Source organism: uncultured Flavonifractor sp., assembly GCF_944385615.1.
Taxonomy (GTDB): domain Bacteria; phylum Bacillota; class Clostridia; order Oscillospirales; family Oscillospiraceae; genus Flavonifractor.
Window position 1 is genome coordinate 66,921 of record NZ_CALWXV010000003.1, and the last position, 17,961, is coordinate 84,881.

At 60.9% G+C, this 17,961-nt stretch carries 15 protein-coding genes; 3 read left to right on the forward strand and 12 right to left on the reverse strand.

The genetic code is table 11. The features are described from left to right. Positions 1-39: 39 nt before the first annotated feature. The 10 genes from cls to Q0J75_RS02085 all read right to left on the reverse strand — a co-directional run bounded on the left by cls (position 40) and on the right by Q0J75_RS02085 (position 11,644). Positions 40-1,584 (reverse strand): cardiolipin synthase, encoded by a 1,545-nt coding sequence (gene cls, locus Q0J75_RS02040; RefSeq protein WP_297196287.1) that lies wholly within the window; start codon positions 1,582-1,584, stop codon positions 40-42. A 25-nt stretch (positions 1,585-1,609) separates the two neighbouring features. Then, on the reverse strand, positions 1,610-5,092 hold the full coding sequence (locus tag Q0J75_RS02045; RefSeq protein ID WP_297196289.1) for a DNA polymerase III subunit alpha: 3,483 nt from the start codon (positions 5,090-5,092) through the stop codon (positions 1,610-1,612). 34 nt (positions 5,093-5,126) lie between these two features. Then, a complete protein-coding gene (locus tag Q0J75_RS02050; RefSeq protein ID WP_297196291.1) occupies positions 5,127-5,390 on the reverse strand; it encodes a hypothetical protein in 264 nt (87 codons plus the stop codon). A gap of 25 nt (positions 5,391-5,415) precedes the next feature. Continuing rightward, positions 5,416-6,309, reverse strand: coding sequence for a DNA-binding protein WhiA (gene whiA / locus Q0J75_RS02055; RefSeq protein WP_297196293.1), 894 nt, complete (start codon positions 6,307-6,309; stop codon positions 5,416-5,418). 13 nt (positions 6,310-6,322) lie between these two features. After that, positions 6,323-7,339: a gluconeogenesis factor YvcK family protein gene (locus tag Q0J75_RS02060; RefSeq protein WP_297196295.1), complete on the reverse strand. Its 1,017-nt coding sequence runs from the start codon at positions 7,337-7,339 to the stop codon at positions 6,323-6,325. 13 nt (positions 7,340-7,352) lie between these two features. After that, positions 7,353-8,213 carry an RNase adapter RapZ gene (rapZ, locus tag Q0J75_RS02065; protein ID WP_297196297.1) on the reverse strand — a complete coding sequence of 287 codons (861 nt, stop codon included), beginning with the start codon at positions 8,211-8,213 and terminating at the stop codon, positions 7,353-7,355. 11 nt (positions 8,214-8,224) lie between these two features. Continuing rightward, complete coding sequence (gene murB / locus Q0J75_RS02070) at positions 8,225-9,139, reverse strand: UDP-N-acetylmuramate dehydrogenase (RefSeq protein WP_297196299.1); 915 nt, start codon at positions 9,137-9,139, stop codon at positions 8,225-8,227. A 76-nt stretch (positions 9,140-9,215) separates the two neighbouring features. Then, positions 9,216-9,965, reverse strand: coding sequence for a glycoside hydrolase family 25 protein (locus Q0J75_RS02075; protein WP_297196301.1), 750 nt, complete (start codon positions 9,963-9,965; stop codon positions 9,216-9,218). 112 nt (positions 9,966-10,077) lie between these two features. Continuing rightward, on the reverse strand, positions 10,078-11,367 hold the full coding sequence (gene brnQ / locus Q0J75_RS02080; RefSeq protein WP_297196303.1) for a branched-chain amino acid transport system II carrier protein: 1,290 nt from the start codon (positions 11,365-11,367) through the stop codon (positions 10,078-10,080). Between the two features lie 106 nt (positions 11,368-11,473). Then, complete coding sequence (locus Q0J75_RS02085; protein WP_087189254.1) at positions 11,474-11,644, reverse strand: DUF362 domain-containing protein; 171 nt, start codon at positions 11,642-11,644, stop codon at positions 11,474-11,476. 328 nt (positions 11,645-11,972) lie between these two features. Between Q0J75_RS02085 and Q0J75_RS02090 the strand changes: the two genes are divergently transcribed. The 3 genes from Q0J75_RS02090 (at position 11,973) to malQ (ending at position 16,607) form a co-directional block, all read left to right on the forward strand. Continuing rightward, a complete protein-coding gene (locus Q0J75_RS02090) occupies positions 11,973-14,462 on the forward strand; it encodes an ATP-dependent Clp protease ATP-binding subunit (RefSeq protein ID WP_297196306.1) in 2,490 nt (829 codons plus the stop codon). Next, the gene (locus Q0J75_RS02095; RefSeq protein ID WP_297196308.1) at positions 14,447-14,998 is read left to right on the forward strand and encodes a DUF4358 domain-containing protein; all 552 of its coding nucleotides are present in this window, start codon (positions 14,447-14,449) and stop codon (positions 14,996-14,998) included. The genes Q0J75_RS02090 and Q0J75_RS02095 overlap by 16 nt, the downstream gene beginning before the upstream one ends. A gap of 121 nt (positions 14,999-15,119) precedes the next feature. Beyond that, positions 15,120-16,607, forward strand: a complete 1,488-nt coding sequence (gene malQ / locus Q0J75_RS02100) for a 4-alpha-glucanotransferase (protein ID WP_297196310.1) — start codon at positions 15,120-15,122, stop codon at positions 16,605-16,607. A 51-nt stretch (positions 16,608-16,658) separates the two neighbouring features. Here malQ and Q0J75_RS02105 read toward each other — a convergent pair whose 3' ends face one another. After that, positions 16,659-17,636, reverse strand: a complete 978-nt coding sequence (locus Q0J75_RS02105) for an HAAS signaling domain-containing protein (protein ID WP_297196313.1) — start codon at positions 17,634-17,636, stop codon at positions 16,659-16,661. Further along, a complete protein-coding gene (locus Q0J75_RS02110) occupies positions 17,629-17,958 on the reverse strand; it encodes a PadR family transcriptional regulator (protein WP_297196315.1) in 330 nt (109 codons plus the stop codon). The genes Q0J75_RS02105 and Q0J75_RS02110 overlap by 8 nt, the downstream gene beginning before the upstream one ends. Positions 17,959-17,961: the final 3 nt, after the last annotated feature.

Sequence of the window (17,961 nt, forward strand, 5' to 3'; positions counted from 1 at the left end):
CCCCACGGCACATTGCCGTGGGGACCGTTTTGTTGAGAGTTACACCAGCGGCGCCAATACCCGCAGGATGGAGCGGAACAGCCGCCGGGGCCAGGACCGCTCCAGACATTGCTCCAGCGTGATCTCACGGCACTGGAGCTGGGTAGCCAGAAAATCGGCCTTGACGTCCAGAAGGGTAAAGTCCCGGTAGAGAAGTACCGCGTCCTCAAAATGGAGGAACATACTCCGGTAATCCATATTGATAGTGCCCACCACCCCATAGAGATCATCCGCCACCACATTTTTGGCGTGGACAAAGCCGGGGGTATATTCCAAAATGGTGACCCCCGCCTCCAGCAAAGGTTGATAGTGGGAGCGGGTCAGCTCAAACACCAGCTTCTTGTCGGGAATGTGGGGCGTCATGATGCGCACATCCACCCCCGACTTGGCGGCGTTGCACAAAGCGGTGTTGACGCTGTCGCTGACAATGAGATAGGGCGTCATGATATAGATATACCGCTTGGCCTTGGAGATCAGGTTCAGGTATACCGTCTCGCCCACCGGTTCATTGTCCAGAGGATTATCTGCATAGGGCTGGACAAAACAGTCTTTCCCCAGAGTGGACTCAGGTGGTAGGGCAGCAGGCCGGAGAGCGTCGTAATCCACCTTCACCTCCCGGATATACTCCCACATGGTGAGAAACATCACCGTCATGCTCCAGGCCGCCTCGCCCTTCACCAGAATGGCGCTGTCCTTCCAGTGGCCGAAGCGGGGCTTTTGGTTGATATACTCATCGGCCAGGTTGATGCCGCCGGTAAAGGCGGTGTGGCCGTCGATGATGCACAGTTTCCGGTGGTCCCGGTTGTTCATGCGGATGGAGATCACCGGCTTGAAGCGGTTGAAGAAGCAGCAGGGGATACCAGTCTCCTCCTCAAATTTGACCGCGTAATTGGCGGGCAGAGTGCCCAGGGAGCCTACGTCGTCATAGATCACCCGCACATCCACCCCGGCGGCGTGCTTTTCCTTCAAAACAGCCACAATGCTGTCCCAGAACACGCCGGGAGCCAGGATGAAGTATTCCAGGAAGATATACCGCTTGGCCTTTTTAAGCTCCTCCAGCATGGCGGGGAAGGCGTCGTCCCCCAGCGGGAAGTACCGGGTCCAGGTGTTGGTGTATACCGGGCAGCGGGCATATCGCTCCAGGTAACGGGCCTGATTTACCGCGTCCCGGCCCAAAACGGACAGAGTTTGGGCTTTGTAGTCCCGCTCCAGCTGTTCCAGCATGGTGCGGTCCATGCCCTGCATCTTCCGGCGCATCCGGGCGGACAGCTTGTTGCCCCCGCACAGCAGATACACCAGCCAGCCGAACATGGGGAAGAGGAGGATGGGAATGATCCAGGCGATCTTATATCCCGGGTCGGTCTGCCGCCGGACAATGACCAGCACCGCCAGCAGGGACAGGACCACACAGGCCCAGTACACATAGACATAATAGTTGGAGGCCCACACCATGGGTATCAGCAGCACTACGGCCTGCAGCAGAATCAGCAGGGCCACGATCACCGAGCGCTGAAAGAGGAAGGAAGATAGCTTTTTGATGTTCACAGGGTTACTCCTTGCCGCGGAAGGGTTACTTCACCACCACATTTTCCGGTCCCAGCAGTTCCCGCAGCTCGTCGGCCAGGGCCGGATGGATCACACAGGGGGTGGACAGACGTTTTCCCGTGTCGTCGCACTTGACGACCAGCTGCTCCGTGCCGGGGAACATGGTAAGAATCAGCCGGATCTTGCGCCAGCGGGGGTCCTCCAGCCCGGGAATACGGATGTAGAGCCGTCTGGGCTTGATCTGGGGCGGAGGCGTCTCAGGTCCACCCCCCTCCCGCAGGTGGTCCAGGGGACGCACCCGGTCGCACATGAGCTGGGGAGCCTTTTCATCCCGCACCGAGATACGCCCCTCAGCCAGCAGGGGCATATTTTCCTTGAGATAGGGACCGCACTCTCCCAGAGCCCGGGAGAACACCAGCATCTCCATGGAGCCGGTGTCATCCTCTAAAGTGACGTAGGCCATTAGGGTGTTGTTCCGGGTGGTGCGGGTGCGGGAGGCCGACACCACTCCGGCGATGGTGATCCGCTGCTCGTCCCGGTAGGTAGTAGGACCGCCCTCCTGGTCAAAGTCGGAGAGGATGGCCCCGATCGGGGCGGCTTTCAGAGTCTTGACCAGCTCCCGGTACTCGTCCATGGGGTGGCCGGTGAGGTAGAGACCGGTCGTCTCCTTCTCCATGGTCATCAGCTCCCGGCGGGAAAACTCCGGGATGTTTTTCAGCACCAGCTGGGGAGAGCTCTGAGGCTCATCCCCACCGCCGCCGAACAGGTCAAACTGACCCTCCAGATTTTTGCGCTTATTCTGGGCGATGGCATCCACCAGAGACTCATAGGCGTCCAGCAGCTGAGAGCGGAAGACCCCCATACTGTCAAAGGCGCCGCACTTGATGAGACTTTCCAGCACCCGCTTGTTCAAATCCGCGTCGAACATCCGCTGGCAGAAGTCAGGGAAATTTGTAAAGGGTCCTGCCTTTTCACGTTCTGACAGCACAGCGTTGATGAAGCCGCGGCCCACACCCTTTAATGCTACCAGACCAAAACGCAGGTGGTCCCCGGCCACAGTGAAGTCAGCTCCCGACTCGTTGATATCAGGGGGGAGAAGGGTAATACCGCAGTCCTTACACTCGGCGATGTACTCCGCCACCTTTTCACTGGAGTCCAGCACCGAGGTGAGGAGGGCAGCCATGTACTCCTTGGTATAGTGGCACTTGAACCAGGCGGTGTGGTAGGCCACGATGGCATAGCTTACCGCGTGGGCCTTGTTGAAGGCATACTGGGCAAAGGCTTCGATCTCGTCGTAAATATCCTCGGCGGTCTGTTGGGGGATGCCGTTGGCGGTACACCCGGCAATATTCCGCTCCGGGTCGCCGTGGACAAAGGTATGCCGCTCCTTTTCGATCTGGGCTTTTTTCTTTTTGGAGATGGCCCGGCGCACCATGTCGGCCTGGCCCATGGTGTATCCCGCCAGCCGGCGGAAGATCTCGATGACCTGCTCCTGATAGACGATACAGCCATAGGTCACCGACAGAATGGGCTCCAGGGCAGGGTGCTTGTACTTTACCTTGTCCGGATTGTGCTTGCAGGCGATGAATCGGGGGATGGAGTCCATGGGGCCGGGGCGGTAGAGGGCGATGATAGCGGTGATGTCCTCGATGTTGTGGGGCTTCAGGCCCACGCACACCCCGGTCATGCCGGTGGATTCCATCTGGAACACGCCGGAGGTTTTGCCGTCGGACAGCATCTGGAACACGGCCGGGTCGTTGTCGGGAATGTCCGCCAGAGAGAACCCGGGCTGTTTCTGAGCCACCAGCTTGACGGTATCGTCCAGAATGGTCAGGTTGCGCAGCCCCAGAAAATCCATTTTGAGAAGGCCCAGTTCTTCCAGCGTGGTCATAACGTACTGCGTGACCACCGACTCGTCGTTTTTTGCCAAAGGTACATAGTCCACCACCGGGCGCCGGGTAATGACCACTCCGGCGGCATGAGTGGAGGCGTGGCGGGGCATCCCTTCGATGGCCTTGGCGGTGTCGATGAGGGATTTGATCCGCTCGTCCCCTTCGTAGGCCTCCCGCAGGGGCTTGGACAGCTTGAGGGCCTCGTCCAGGGTGATGTGAAGGGCGCCGGGGCCGCTGGGCACCTGTTTGGCCACCGTGTCCACATCGGCGTAGGGGATATTCAGGGCCCGGCCCACGTCCCGGATGGCCCCCCGGGCGGCCATGGTGCCGAAGGTGACGATTTGGGCCACATGGTCTTCGCCGTACTTGCGCTGAACATACTCAATGACCTCCTGCCGGCGGCGGATACAGAAGTCAATGTCGATATCGGGCATGGTGACTCGCTCGGGGTTGAGAAAGCGCTCGAAGTAAAGGGAGTATTTCATGGGGTCCACGTCGGTGATGTCCATACAGTAGGCCACCATGGAGCCTGCCGCCGAGCCCCGGCCGGGGCCCACCGGGATGCCCTGGCTTTTAGCATACCCAATAAAGTCGGAGACAATCAGAAAATAGTCCACAAACCCCATCTGACGGATGACCCCCATCTCGTAGGTCAGCCGGTCCCGGTAGCCCTCCGGGTCATCGGGATAGCGGCGAGCGTAGCCCCGCTGACACAGCTCTTCAAAGTAGGCGTCTCCGTCGGTATACCCATCAGGCAGTTTGAATTCCGGCAGGTGATAGGTGCCGAACTGGAAGTCCATATTGCACAGCTCGGCGATCTTCAGGGTGTTTTCCACCGCCTCCGGGTAGTCGGGAAAGAGAGCGGCCATCTCCTCGGTGGATTTGACGTACAGCTCACTGGTCTCCATTTTCAGACGGTTGGGGTCGTCCACCGTCTTGCCCATCTGGATGCACATCAGGGTATCCTGCATCCGGGCGTCCTCCCGGCGCAGGTAGTGGGCGTCGTTGGTGACCACCAGGGGGATACCAGTCTCCTGGTGGAGGCGGATCAGGCCCTGATTGATGGCCGGGTCGTTGGGCAGGTTGTGGTCCTGGAGCTCCAGATAATAGCCATCCTCCCCAAAGAGCTCTCGCATCTCCAGAGCGGCGGCTTTGGCTCCGGCATAGTCGCCTGCCAGGATGCGCCGGGGTACCTCGCCGGACTGGCAGGCCGACAGGGCGATAAGCCCCCCAGCGTGTTGCCGCAGTAACTCCTTATCAATGCGGGGCCTGATGTAAAAGCCTTCGGTGAAGGCATAGGAGTCCAGATAGCACAGATTGCGGTAGCCCTCTTCATTGCGGCACAGGAGGATCAGGTGATACATGGCGGCGTCCAGCTCGTGGACCCGATCGGTGCGGCTCCGGGGGGCCACATATACCTCACAGCCAATGATGGGCTTGATCCCCTCCGCTTTGCAGGCCTTGTAGAAGTCCACCACGCCGTACATCACCCCGTGGTCGGTGATGGCCACGGCGGGCTGGCCCAGCTCCTTTACCCGCTTGACCAGCAGGGGGATGCGGCAGGCGCCGTCCAGCAGGGAAAACTCGGTATGGACATGCAGGTGGACAAAGGACATGGATATACCTCCTATTGTGGGGTGGTGCGGTCTGTCAGCAGATGGTGATGTCCGAGCGGCACTTGGGGCAGGTGACTTCTCCCTCCAGCTTGACCTTCAGGGCCTCCTGAAGAATAAACTTGCGGCAATGAGGGCAGCGGAGCTTGCCCTGGGCCAGGATGCAGATGACCACGCCATCCACCAGGGCCAGCGCGAACAGGGGACTGAGGCGGAACACAAAGCTGCACAGGATCAGCAGCACAAAAGCGATCATACAGCCCCAGAAGATGTTTTTCCAGGTTTGAGTCAAGGTAATCATAACCAGTTTCTCCTCTCTGGCCCAATCAGGAACGGGCCAGTTCCATCAGCTTGCGCAGCCGGTGGTTGAAGGCGGATTTACTGACAGGCGGATCGCACAACTCTGCCAGTTGGGACAGGGTGAGCTCCGGATGGGCCATCCGCAGGTCTACCGCTTCCTTCAGCTTGGCGGGCAGCTCCTCCAGCATTCCACGGGCCTCCAGCTTATAGATGGCCTCGATCTGTCCCTGCGCGGCGTCCACTGCCTTATCCAGATTGGCGGCGTCGCAGTTGACCCGGCGGTTGACGCTGCCCCGCAGGTCCTTTTCCGCCTTGGCGTTCATCAGCGCCATAGCGGCCAGTGGGGCCCCCATGGCGGTGAGCACATCCTCAATGGCGTTGCTCTGCTTGAAATAGGTGATGGCGTTGGCCTTGCGGCGGCTGGCCTTGGGGGAGAAGCCCATCTCCAGCAGCAGAGCGTATAACTCCCGGCTGACCGACAGGTGGGAGGTGGCCAGCTCCAGATGATAGCGCTTGGCCGGGTCGGTGACCGAGCCTCCCGCCAGAAAGGCCCCCCGCAGGAAGGCGGTACGGCAGTGATCTTCCTCCAGCACGGCAAAGTTGATGTGGTGGACCAGGGCCTCCGCCGGATCATGGCCGAAAACCGACCACAAGGCGGACAGCTTGTCCGGGTGGGTGATGGAAAAGACGCGCTTGCCCGCCCCTGGGTTGGGCAGGCGGTCAAAGCGCGCCTGAAAGGCTTTTTGAAAGAGCTGAGGCAGCCGGTCGGCAAATTCCGGGGATTCGGTGGTGATACGCACCTCAGCAGGGGTGGACAGGGAACAGTAGAGCAGCACGCCGTAGGCCTCCGCCTGGGCGCAGCACTTGCGGTTGAGGGGGGCGCGGCACAGCTCGGCCTTCACCTGGGTGGAAAAGGACATGAAGCTGCCCTCCTTACAGGACCCGGGTGGAGGCCCGTTCCTGATACAGGTCCATCACAGCGGCGGATAGCCGGGCGAAGGAGTGGCGGGCGTAATCCAGGGTCTCGGAGGCCAGGGGCCGGGTAACCAGCTCCACCCCCAGGGCTTCAATCGCCTCTTTATCCACCACAATGGGGGCGGCGTCCTCCTCCCGGTACCGCTCCAACAGGCCGGGCCGCACTGGGGCGGAGTTGCACAGGCAGATGTCGATCAGACAGGGGCCGGAGTGGCGCAGCAGGGCCTTCACATGGTCGGAGGCGGTCATGCCCTCGGTCTCGCCGTCCTGGGTCATGATATTACAGATGTAGATCTTTATGGCCTTGGAGGCGCACACCGCCTCCGAGATGCCGTCCACCAGCAGGTTGGGAATGACGCTGGTATACAGGCTGCCGGGGCCCAGCAGGATCAGATCGGCCTGTCCGATGGCCTCAATGGCCTGAGGCAGGGCCTGGGGGTGTTCAGGCAGCAGACGTACGCTCTCAATCCGGCAGTCCTGGGCCTTTTTGAAGTCGCTGATCTTGGACTCTCCCTGGACTTTGGTGCCATTTTCAAAGGTGGCCTCCAGTACCACGTCGGCGTTGGTCACCGGTAATACCCGTCCTGTAATGGCTAGGACCTGGCTCATTTTGGACACCGCCTCGTCAAAGGAGCCGGAAATGCCGTTGAGGGCGGCCAGGATCAGATTGCCGAAGGACTGGCCGGTGAGATTGCCAGAGCCCTGGGGAAAGCGGTAGGTCAAAAGCTGCTGCATCACCGGCTCGGCGTTGGCCAGGGCCTCCATACAGTGGCGGATATCCCCCGGAGGGGGCATCCCCAGATCCTGCCGCAGCATCCCGGAGCCGCCGCCGTCATCGGCCACAGTGACGATGGCGGTCAGATTTTTGGTGTGGTTCTTCAGACCCCGCAGCATGGTGGACAGGCCGGTGCCGCCGCCAATGGCGACGATCTTGGGGCCCTGGGCCCAGCGGCGCTCATAAAAGGATTGATACACGGCGGCTCCTCCTTTATGCTCGGGTCATATCCCGGTGGTTTTCGGTGGCTTGATAGCCCTTTTGCTTGATAAACTCGGCCAGAGCGTGGGTGATGGCCACAGAGCGGTGCTGTCCGCCGGTACAGCCCACGGCAATGACCAGCGCGGCCTTACCCTCCGCCACATAGAGGGGGAGGAGAAAGCCGATGAGATTTTCCAGATAGGTCATGAAGTCAGTGGTCTGTCGGTAGCCGAATACGAAATCATACACCCCGTCGTCCAGGCCGGTCTGATGGCGCAGCTCTGCGATATAGTAAGGGTTGGGCAGAAAGCGCACGTCAAATACCAGGTCGGCCTCAATGGGGATGCCGTACTTAAACCCGAAGGAGATCACACTGACGCTCATCTCCGGGGTGTCCCCGCCGTGACCGAAGAGCCGCAGTACCTCCCCACGCAGCTTGGCGGTGGAGAGAGCGGAGGTGTCAATGATGTATTCCGCCCGCTGCCGGACCGGGGTCAGGACGGTGCGCTCCAGCCGAACCGCCTCGTCCAAAGAGTGGGCCGAGCCGGCCAGAGGATGGCCCCGGCGGGTCTCTTTATAGCGTTTGATGATGGTCTCCACACTGGCCTCTACAAAGAGGATCTTGTAGGCGCATCCCATGTCTTTCAGGGCATCCAGGGCGGAGAACAGTCCGTCAAAGGTCTGGCCGCCCCGGATATCGGTGACCAGGGCCACTTGATCATACCGGGCGGGATTGGCCATGCATAGCTCGGCAAATTTGGGGATCAGCGGGGCGGGCATGTTGTCCACCACATAAAATCCAATGTCCTCCAGAAAGGAGGCAGCCTTACTCTTTCCGGCACCGGACAGGCCGGAAATAATGATAAAATCCATGGGAACTCACCTCAAAAACCCAAAAACTTGACTTCCGGTTCCAGAGCCACGCCGGTCTCCCGGAGGACGGTGCTCTGAACCAGCTCCATGAGCCGGCGCACATCGTCGGCGGTAGCGCCACCCCGATTGACCACGAAGCCGGCGTGTTTTTCCGATACCTGGGCGCCGCCTACCCCAACGCCTTTCAGGCCGCACTCCTCAATCAGGGCGGCGGCAAAATATCCCTCGGGCCGTTTAAATGTGCTGCCCGCGCTGGGCAGCTCCAGGGGCTGCTTGGAGCGGCGCTTCTGGGCCAGCTCATCCATTTTTATCTTGATGATGGAGGGAACACCCTGGGCCAGTTCAAACTCGGCCTCCAGAATGAGATACTCTGGGTGGTCGGTAAACAGGCTGTGCCGGTAGGTAAGGGCGCACTCCTCCACAGGCAGGGTGACCACCTCACCGGTCTCATTGAGGAAGGTGACGGAAGTCAGTACCTGGACCAGCTCGCCGCCGTAGGCCCCGGCGTTCATGGTGACGCCGCCGCCCAGCGTGCCGGGGATACCGTGGGCAAACTCCAGACCGGTGAGGCCCCGGCCCCAGGCCGCCATGGCCAGCCGGGCCAGAGGGATGCCGCTCTCCGCCCGCAGGCGGTGGCATACCTCCCGTACATCATCAAGACCGGTGGTTTTCAGGACGAAGCCTCCATATCCCTTGTCGGATACCAGCAGATCGCTGCCGTTGCCCAGGAAGAAGGGCGTGATGTCCAATTCTCTGGCCGCTCGGACCGCAGCCATGGCCTCCTTCCGGCTTCTGGGCAGGGCCATCAGCCGGGCGGGGCCGCCGATGCGGAAGGTGGTGTGGGCCGCCATGGGCTCCTGTTCCCGCAGCTCCAGCTGGGGGATGCGGCGGTTCAGTTCTTGTATCAGTACAGTCAATTGGTCCATAGGGGCCTCCTTGCCATAAACTTGCATCGTATCAGAGAGTATTATACCAAAAAGCGGAGCGGAATAGAAGCGCCTGTTACCCCAGACCGAAGGCCTCGAACTGTGCTTTGCTGCCCCGAAAGACGTTCAGGTCAATGAGGGGCTGGGCGCCATGATAGCCCTCCAGCCGGGCGGAGTGGGAGTACTGCCAGAAGTCCCATTGGGGCAGCAGGGGAAACAGGGTGGGGCTGGAGCACCATACGGGATAGCTGTCATACTTGCCCCCGGCCAGATAGTTATAGTAGGAGCGGTAGGTGACATACAGGATGGGCTTTGCCCCATAATGCGCCTCCAGCCGTTCCAGCAGGGGGTCCAGAATGGCCTGGACGTGCTCCTTGTCCGGCGGGGTCTCCAGATACTCCCCATAAAACTCAATGTCCACCACCGGCGGCAGGGCGCCTTCGGTCACTGGGACCATGGAAATGAAGTTGTCTGCCTGGGTCTCACCGGGGCTGTCGTAGCTGAGAAAGTGATAGGCGCCGGTGCGCACACCCGCCTCCGCCGCTCCGGCCCAGTTGGCGGAAAACTGTTTGTCCTGAAGCAAGGAGCCCTCGGTGGCCTTGATAAAGGCAAAGTCCACGCCCTGCTCAGCCAGAGCCGACCAGTCCACAGTCCCCTGGTAGGAGGACACATCCACCCCAAAGATCTCCCACTGCTCCGGGTTGGACTCGTGGGAATACAGGATCAGGCCCCGCCAGCGCAGCAGCCAGAAGCCCAGAAGGGCAGCCGCCGCCAGGACCAGCAGAATCAGCAGAAGCCGCCGCAGAATACGGAAAAACCGTCTCAAAAGGCATCACCATCAGATTGGGATTCAATTGTTACTATCATACCCGTATATGGGACAAAAGGCAAGAAAAAACAAAGGGGATACCGCCGCGGCGGTATCCCCTTTGGGAGATTCAGGCCTTTTTGACAGAGAGCAGCAGCCCCAGCAGAATACCGGCCGCGGCGGGGAGCACCCAACCCAGCCCCATGGAGGCCAGAGGAACCCCTTTCAGGAAGGTAAGGGGAAGGCCGGCGTCCTTCAGGGCGTAGAGCAGGCTGGCTACGCCGGTAAACAGAATGGCTACCGGATAGACCATCCGCCGCCCCTCCAGCCAGCGCTGGAAGAAGGACAAGGCAATGAGCACGATGGCCATGGGGTAGAGCACCCCCAGCACCGGGGCGGACACCGAGATGATCTGGGCCAGACCGGCGTTGGAGATCACCATGCTCACCAGAGCGAAGAGTACCGCCCAGCCACGGTAGCTCAGCTTGGGAAAGAGGGTGTGGAAGAACTCCCCACAGGAGCTGATAAGCCCCACACATACGTTGAAGCAGGCGATGATGAAGATGACCGCCAACAGGGCGTTGCCCATAGGTCCAAACAGCAGCCCCACCACATTGGTGAGGGCGGCGGCGCCGTCGGTGGGATTGGGAACCGCACCGCCCGACAGAGCACCGATGTGGGCCAGCATGGCGTAGATAATGAGCAGCATCACCCCGGCGATGATGCCGGAGCGGATGGTGCCTTTGACCACAGCCTGGTCCTCCTCCACACCTCTGGCCCGGATGTTGACGGCGATGACGATGCCGAAGGCCAGCGCTGCAATGGTGTCCATGGTCTGGTAGCCCTCCAGAAAGCCCTTTACCACAGGATGGGTCACATAGTCCCCGGTGGCGGCCCCATAGCCGGACAGGGGATTAACCAGACAACCGGCAAAGGTGACCACAATGAGAGCCACCAGAATGGGGCAGAGGATCTTGCCCAGCCGGTCGGTGAGCTTTTCCGGCCGCAGAGCCATCACCAGAGCCGCCGCAAAAAATACCAGGGAATAGACCAGCCGGAAGAGGGAGAGGGGGGCGTCTGGTCCGGCAAAGGGGGGCACAGACATCTCAAAGGAGGTAGTGGCGGTGCGGGGAATGGCCAGACAGGGGCCAATAGCCAGATAGGTGACGATGGTGAAGGCCTTGGAGAAGAGCGGGTGGACCCGGCTGCACAGCTGGTCCAGGCCCCCGGACCGTGCCGCCGCCACCACACCCAATACTGGAAGGCCCACGGCGCTGATGGCAAGGCCCAGAAAGGCGGGCCAGGTGGCGGTTCCCGCCTGGGAAGCGATGCCCGGAGGGAAGATTAGGTTGCCCGCGCCAAAAAACATGGAGAACAGGGTCAGGCCCACCAGAAGCAGGCTCTTGCCTTTCAGACGCATATACGATCCTCTCTCTTTCCGGGGCGGCAAAGCCGCCGCCCGCTCAGGGATGTAAAAACAGCGGCATACCACTGGTATGCCGCTGTTTTCTTACGCAATGTACCAATTAGCCCTGGGAAATAGCACCCGTGGGGCAGGTATCGGCACAAGTACCGCAGTCGATGCAGGAACCGGCATCGATTACGTAGTGGTCATCGCCCTGAGCGATCGCGCCAACGGGGCAAGCGCCCTCACAAGCGCCACAGCTCACGCAAGCGTCGCTGATGACATAGGCCATTGGATCCACCTCCAAACTTCAAAGCTAACGCTATTGTATCATAACTTTTCAAAATTGCAATGCTAAAATGTGCGTGCAATGGGTATATTTTTTTCTGGCGGGAAAAATGATAATTGCGATGCATAGCCGGAAGGGAGCGATCCAATGGACAAAGCGTCGACATTCCGCATGGAGGCGGCGGGGGATCTGACCCCGGAGCTGAATGGAGCCCCCCGCAGCGGGGCCCATCCGCACAGAACAAAGGAAAAGGGGCGTGGCACAGGGTATGAAGCCCGTCAAGAAAAAGCGCAGGTTCTTCCCATGGATGAGGAGCCGGCGAGGCGAGAGCATGAATGAGACTCAATTCACCCAGCGGGCCCAGGCCGCCCTGCGGCTGGCCCAGGAGAGCGCGGCGGAGCTGGGGCATGGCTACGTGGGCAGCGAACACCTTCTGCTGGGGCTGGCCAAAGAGGGGAGAGGGGTGGCGTCCAAGGTGCTCCAGGCCGCCGGGCTGGAACCGGAGGGGCTGAAGAAAACGATATCCCAGCTGGTGGGGGTAGGCACGCCGGGGACAGCCCCCTCTCAGGGGCTTACCCCCCGTTGTAAAAAGATTATTGAACTCTCCCTCAATGAAGCGGTACGCCTGGGCCACCAATATGTGGGCACCGAGCACCTGCTGCTTGGCATTCTGAAAGAGGGAGACGGAGTGGCGGTGCGGGTGCTGGATGCCGCCGGGGTGGAGCCCCGCCGCCTGCGGGGGGATGTGGCCGCCGCCATGGGGGGAGAGGTTCCGCCGTCTCCCTTTCGGGGAAGCGGAAAGCCCCGCACCGAGCGGGATTATCCGGGGGAGTCTAAGCTGCTGGAGCAGTTTGCCCGGGATCTGACCCGGATGGCCGCCGGGGGCCTTCTGGACCCGGTGATCGGCCGGGACAGAGAGATCCGCCGGGTGATCCAGATCCTGTCCCGGCGGCAGAAGAACAACCCTGCCCTCATTGGGGAGCCTGGTGTGGGTAAGACGGCGGTGGCCGAGGGATTGGCCCGGATGATGGCTGCCGGAGCGGTGCCGGAGGAGCTGCGGCGCAAGCGGCTCATTTCCCTGGATCTGTCCGCCATGGTGGCAGGTACCAAATACCGGGGTGAGTTTGAGGAGCGGGTAAAAAATATCCTGTCTGAGGTGCGCCGAGTGGGGGATGTGATCCTCTTTATCGACGAGCTCCATACCATTGTGGGGGCTGGTTCGGCGGAGGGGGCCATTGATGCGGCCAATATCATCAAGCCTGCCCTGGGCCGGGGGGAGCTCCAGGTGATCGGAGCCACCACCACTGAGGAGTACCGCAAGTATATCGAGAAGGACGCCGCTCTGGAGCGGCGGTTCCAGCCGGTGCTGGTGGGAGAACCTGACCAAAAGACCGCCCAGGCCATTCTCTTCGGGCTGCGGGACCGGTATGAGGCCCACCACCGCATTACCATCCGGGACGAGGCCATTACCGCCGCCGTGGCCCTGTCCAGCCGGTATATTGGGGACCGCCGACTGCCCGACAAGGCTATCGACCTGATGGACGAGGCGGCCGCCCGGGTGCGGCTGGACCGGCTGGCGGCGCCCCCCGACCTGCGGGCGCTGGAGGACAAGGTGGCTCGGGCCAGAGGAGAGAAAGAAGAGGCCATCCGCAGCCAGGACTTTGAAAAGGCCGCCATGCTGCGGGACGCGGAGGAGGACTTCCGGCGGGAACTGGACCAGCAAAAGGCCCTGTGGCAGGCGGGACAGAACACCGGGGGAGTCACCGCCGAGGACGTGGCGGCGGTGGTATCCGGTTGGACGGGAATCCCCGTTACCACCCTCACGCAGGCCGAAAGCGACCGGCTGCTCCAGTTGGAGCAGGAGCTCCACCGCCGGGTGGTGGGCCAGGAGAAGGCGGTAAAAGCAGTGGCCCGGGCGGTGCGCCGGGGACGGGTAGGGCTGAAGGAGCCCGAACGGCCCACAGGCTGTTTCCTCTTCTTGGGCCCTACCGGCGTAGGCAAGACTGAACTGAGCCGGGCCCTGGCCCTGTCCCTCTTTGGAAGTGAGGAAGCCCTGTTCCGCTTTGATATGTCGGAGTATATGGAAAAGCACGCCGTCTCCCGGCTGATTGGCTCGCCCCCGGGCTATGTGGGCCATGAGGAGGGTGGACAGCTCACCGAAAAGGTGCGGCGGCGGCCCTACTGTGTGGTGCTTTTCGACGAGATCGAAAAGGCCCACCCCGATGTGTGGGGGATTTTGCTCCAGATCATGGAGGATGGAGTGGTCACCGACGCCCAGGGCCGAAAGGCCGACTTCCGCAACGCGGTGGTGGTGCTCACCTCCAACGTGGGAGCGTCCAAGATCACCGCCAAGGGCAGTCGTCTGGGCTTTTCCGCAATAGAGCACAGGGACGGGGAGACCCGCTCCCCGGAGGAGCTGCGGACCGCGGTGATGGAGGATCTGAAAAAGGTGTTCCGGCCGGAATTTCTCAACCGTCTGGACGAGACCATCGTCTTTACCCAACTGGGCCGGAGCGAGATCAAGGCGATTGCCCGGCGGATGCTCTCCCGTGTTGGGGAGCGGCTGGATGCCCTTGGGGTAAAGCTGGCCTGGACCGATGGTGCCCTGGATGCTCTGGCGGGGCTGGGCTTTGACCCGGATTATGGGGCCAGGCCCCTGCGCCGTGCCATCCGCACCAAGGTGGAGGACCCTGCGGCGGAGCTGCTGCTGGGCGGCACGGTGCGGGCGGGGGATACCCTTCTGGTGGACCGGGCGGGGGATACCCTGATCCTGAACAAACAAGAACAGAAAAAGGAGAACGAACCATGCGAAAACAGTTGATGATCCCTTTGACCGTGCTGGCCTTGCTGCTGGCCCTGGCCGGCTGCGGCAAAATGGAAAACGAGATGGACAAAGTGGAGAACGAGATGGATCAAACGGAGGAGCTGACAGCCGATCAACGGACGGAGCTCTACCAGACCGCCATCGAAAACGCCAGGGACGAGGAGGAAAACAACGCCTTCACCATCATCACCAGCGTGGATGACGACCTGGGACAGACCACCTTTAACCTGTTGGGGCTGGATAAGGAGGATGTGGAGGCCTGCGCTCTGTCAGCCTCTCTGATGAACGTCAAGGCCTACGGCATCGCTGTTGTCTATCCGGTGGCGGGCCGGGAGGAGGCGGTACGCAACGGCCTCAACGATTTTATTGCAACCCAGAAGGGGAGCTTTCAGCAGTATTTACAGGACCAGTACGAAATCGCCAACAAGGCCAAGCTGGGCACGCTGAAGGACGGAACCATTTTGCTGGTGATGTGTGAGAATCAGGACCAGGTATACGAATCCATCCAGACCACCATTGAGGCCAAGACCTGACCCATGCCCAGGGGGCGCTGTATCTGCTGCAGCGCCCCCTGACGTATTTTCCGGCCTTGCGGATTTTGGATAAAAGCGGTATAATATGCAAGTTCGTACTCAAAGAAGTGGAGGCCTGTTTATGCAAGTGATGCAAGCGAGAGCCAGCGGGATCCTGCTTCCCGTATTCTCCCTGCCGGGGCCTTACGGCATCGGCACGCTGGGCAAGCCGGCCCGGCAGTTTATCGACTTTTTGGCGGAGGGCGGTCAGAAGTTCTGGCAGATTCTCCCTCTTGTCCCGCCGGGCGGAGGAAATTCACCTTATATGTCCGCCTCGTCCTTTGCCGGTAACCCTCTGTTTCTGGATCTGGATGAGCTGGCGGAGGAAGGGCTGCTCACCGGGGAGGAGCTGAATTCCGCCCATCGGGATAATCCGGACCGGGTGGATTATGCTTGGATTCATGAGACCCGTATTCCATTGCTGCGCAAGGCCTTTGAGCGGGGGCGGGAGAAGTATGAGGCCCAGCTGGAGGGGTTTGCGGCAGAGGAGAAGGACTGGCTGCCTGACTACGCTCTGTTTCTGGCTCTGCGGGCCCATTTTGAAGGTAAGGAGCTGGCCGACTGGCCCGATGAGGCCCGGCTGCGTCAACCGGCGGCCATGGCTCAGTACCGGGTTGAGCTGGCGGAGGAGTGTGCCTTCCAGATTTTCCTGCAATATCTCTTCTTCCGCCAGTGGAAAAAAGTCAAGACCTACGCCAATTCCAAGGGTATCTCCATCATTGGGGATCTGCCCATCTATGTCTCCCCGGACAGCGCCGAGGTGTGGGGCAATCCGGAGCTTTTCCAGCTGAAAAAGGATATGCGCCCCTCCTGTGTGGCGGGCGTGCCCCCAGATGCCTTCTCCGATGTGGGCCAGCACTGGGGCAATCCCCTGTACGACTGGAAGTACCACAAAAAGACTGGCTTTGCCTGGTGGAAGCGGCGCTGCACCCACATGGCCAAGCTGTATGACGTGGTGCGCATCGACCATTTCCGGGCCTTCCATACATACTGGTCTATTCCCGAAGGGGCCAAGGACGCCCGGGAGGGTCACTGGGAGAAGGGGCCGGGCAACGCCCTGCTGGATGTGCTGAAAAAGGTGCCCGGTCTGGCTTTGATCGCCGAGGACTTGGGTGACTTGGACGCTGCCGCCCTGGCCTTCATTGCTCAGAGCGGCCTGCCCGGTATGAAGGTGATGGTGTATGCCTTTGATCCGGTGGGGGAGAGCGCTTATCTGCCCCACAATTGCCCCCGGGACGCGGTGATGTATACCGGTACCCACGACACCCCCACCTTTGTCCAGTGGCTCTTTACCGAGGCCAATCCCGCCGAGCGGCAGTACGCCTTTGACTACCTGCGCCTGCGGGAGGAGGAGGGCTACGGCTGGGGAGCAGTGTGCGGAGCCTGGATGTCCCCCTGCCGTCTGGCCATTGCCCCCTTCCAGGATCTGTTGGGGTTGGGTGGAGACGCCCGGGTCAACGCTCCAGGCACCATGGGGGACCAGAATTGGTCCTGGCGGGTGCGGGTAGACGCGCTCAATCCCACTGTGTCCGGCAAACTGGCCAAGATCACCCGGACTTACCGCAGATAAATGGAATCCCGCCCGCCGCAAATGCGGCGGGCGGGGGTTTTATATGGAAACTTATTGGAAGTCCAGGCTGACGCTCCCTGTGCCGGCAGACAGAGATAGTGTGTATTTTCCCTGACCGCCTGTTTCCGTAAAGGTAAAGGGAGGTGTTGTTTCCCCATTCAGCCGGATGTCTCCGACGCCTGCATCCAACTGCCAGGAGTAGTTCGCCTGCTCTCCCATGACCTCCAGCGAAACATCGCCCACACCGGTGGTGAGCTCGGTTTCCCCAACCGGAGCGGATACATCCAGCTCACCCACGCCGTTTTCGGCCTGCAGAAGGCCCTCCACGGCGCAGTCCTGCCAGTCCAGTGAGCCCACGCCCAGGGTAAGCTCCGCCCGGTCCAGAACGGTGCCGGAGGGGACGGTGAGCTCCACCCGGATGTCGGAATCGCTGTGAGAAGGAAGTAGATTGAAGTGGTCTGGGGAACTCCAGATCGAAAGAGTGCCGTCCGTTTGGCTGTAGTTCAGCTGATAGGGCGCGGTGTCCCGAAGGTTCAAGCCCTCATTGACCAGCTGCAGGCGCCAGGAATCGCCCTCTTTTACCTGGATCGCGGCGACTGCCACCTCCAACTTCAGGGTGTCAAAGGGCTCCAGGGTGATATCCTGGATGTCCGGTACCGGACTGACAGAGGGGGAGAGGACACTGTCCAGCGCTGCCTTTGGCGAAGGTATGATAGACCAGCCCTGGCGGGTGACCAACCAAAGCATACCGGCCAGAACGGTTACGCCGGCAAGGATATACAGAAAAAGAGTGCTGTGGTTTCTTTTGGGTGGGGGCGGTGTGGAGACGTAGGGGCGTTCTGCCGCCTCCTTCAGCACCTGCTCGGCCACGGAGGCGGGGGAACCCAGACGCTCTGCCACAGTTTCCTCATCCTCATCAGAGTCGGCGAAATATCCCTCATAGTAGGAGAGTGCGTCCTCCAATTCCTCTGGTGACAGCTTTCCCTCCAGAATGGCCCGCAGCTCCTTTAAAAATTGTGCTTTATTCATCGTGCTGTTCCCCCTTTTTCCCCAACAGGAGTTCCTCGATCTGGCTGCAATAGCGCACCCATTCCTCCTGGTAGCCCGTCAGCAAAGCCCGGCCGGCGGGTGTGATGGCGTAATAGCGCCGGTTGCGGCCCTGAAACGGCTTGTCGTATACGCTCAGACAGCCGCTCTGCTGAAGACGCCTCAAAACGGGATACAAAGTAGATTCAGACAGCTCTACCTGTTCTTTCATGCGTTGGGTCAGCCGGTAGCCGTAGGTATCGCCCTCCGCCAGGACCGCCAGCACACAGGCGTCCAGCAGGGGAGCACCCAATGGAAAGGTCATACC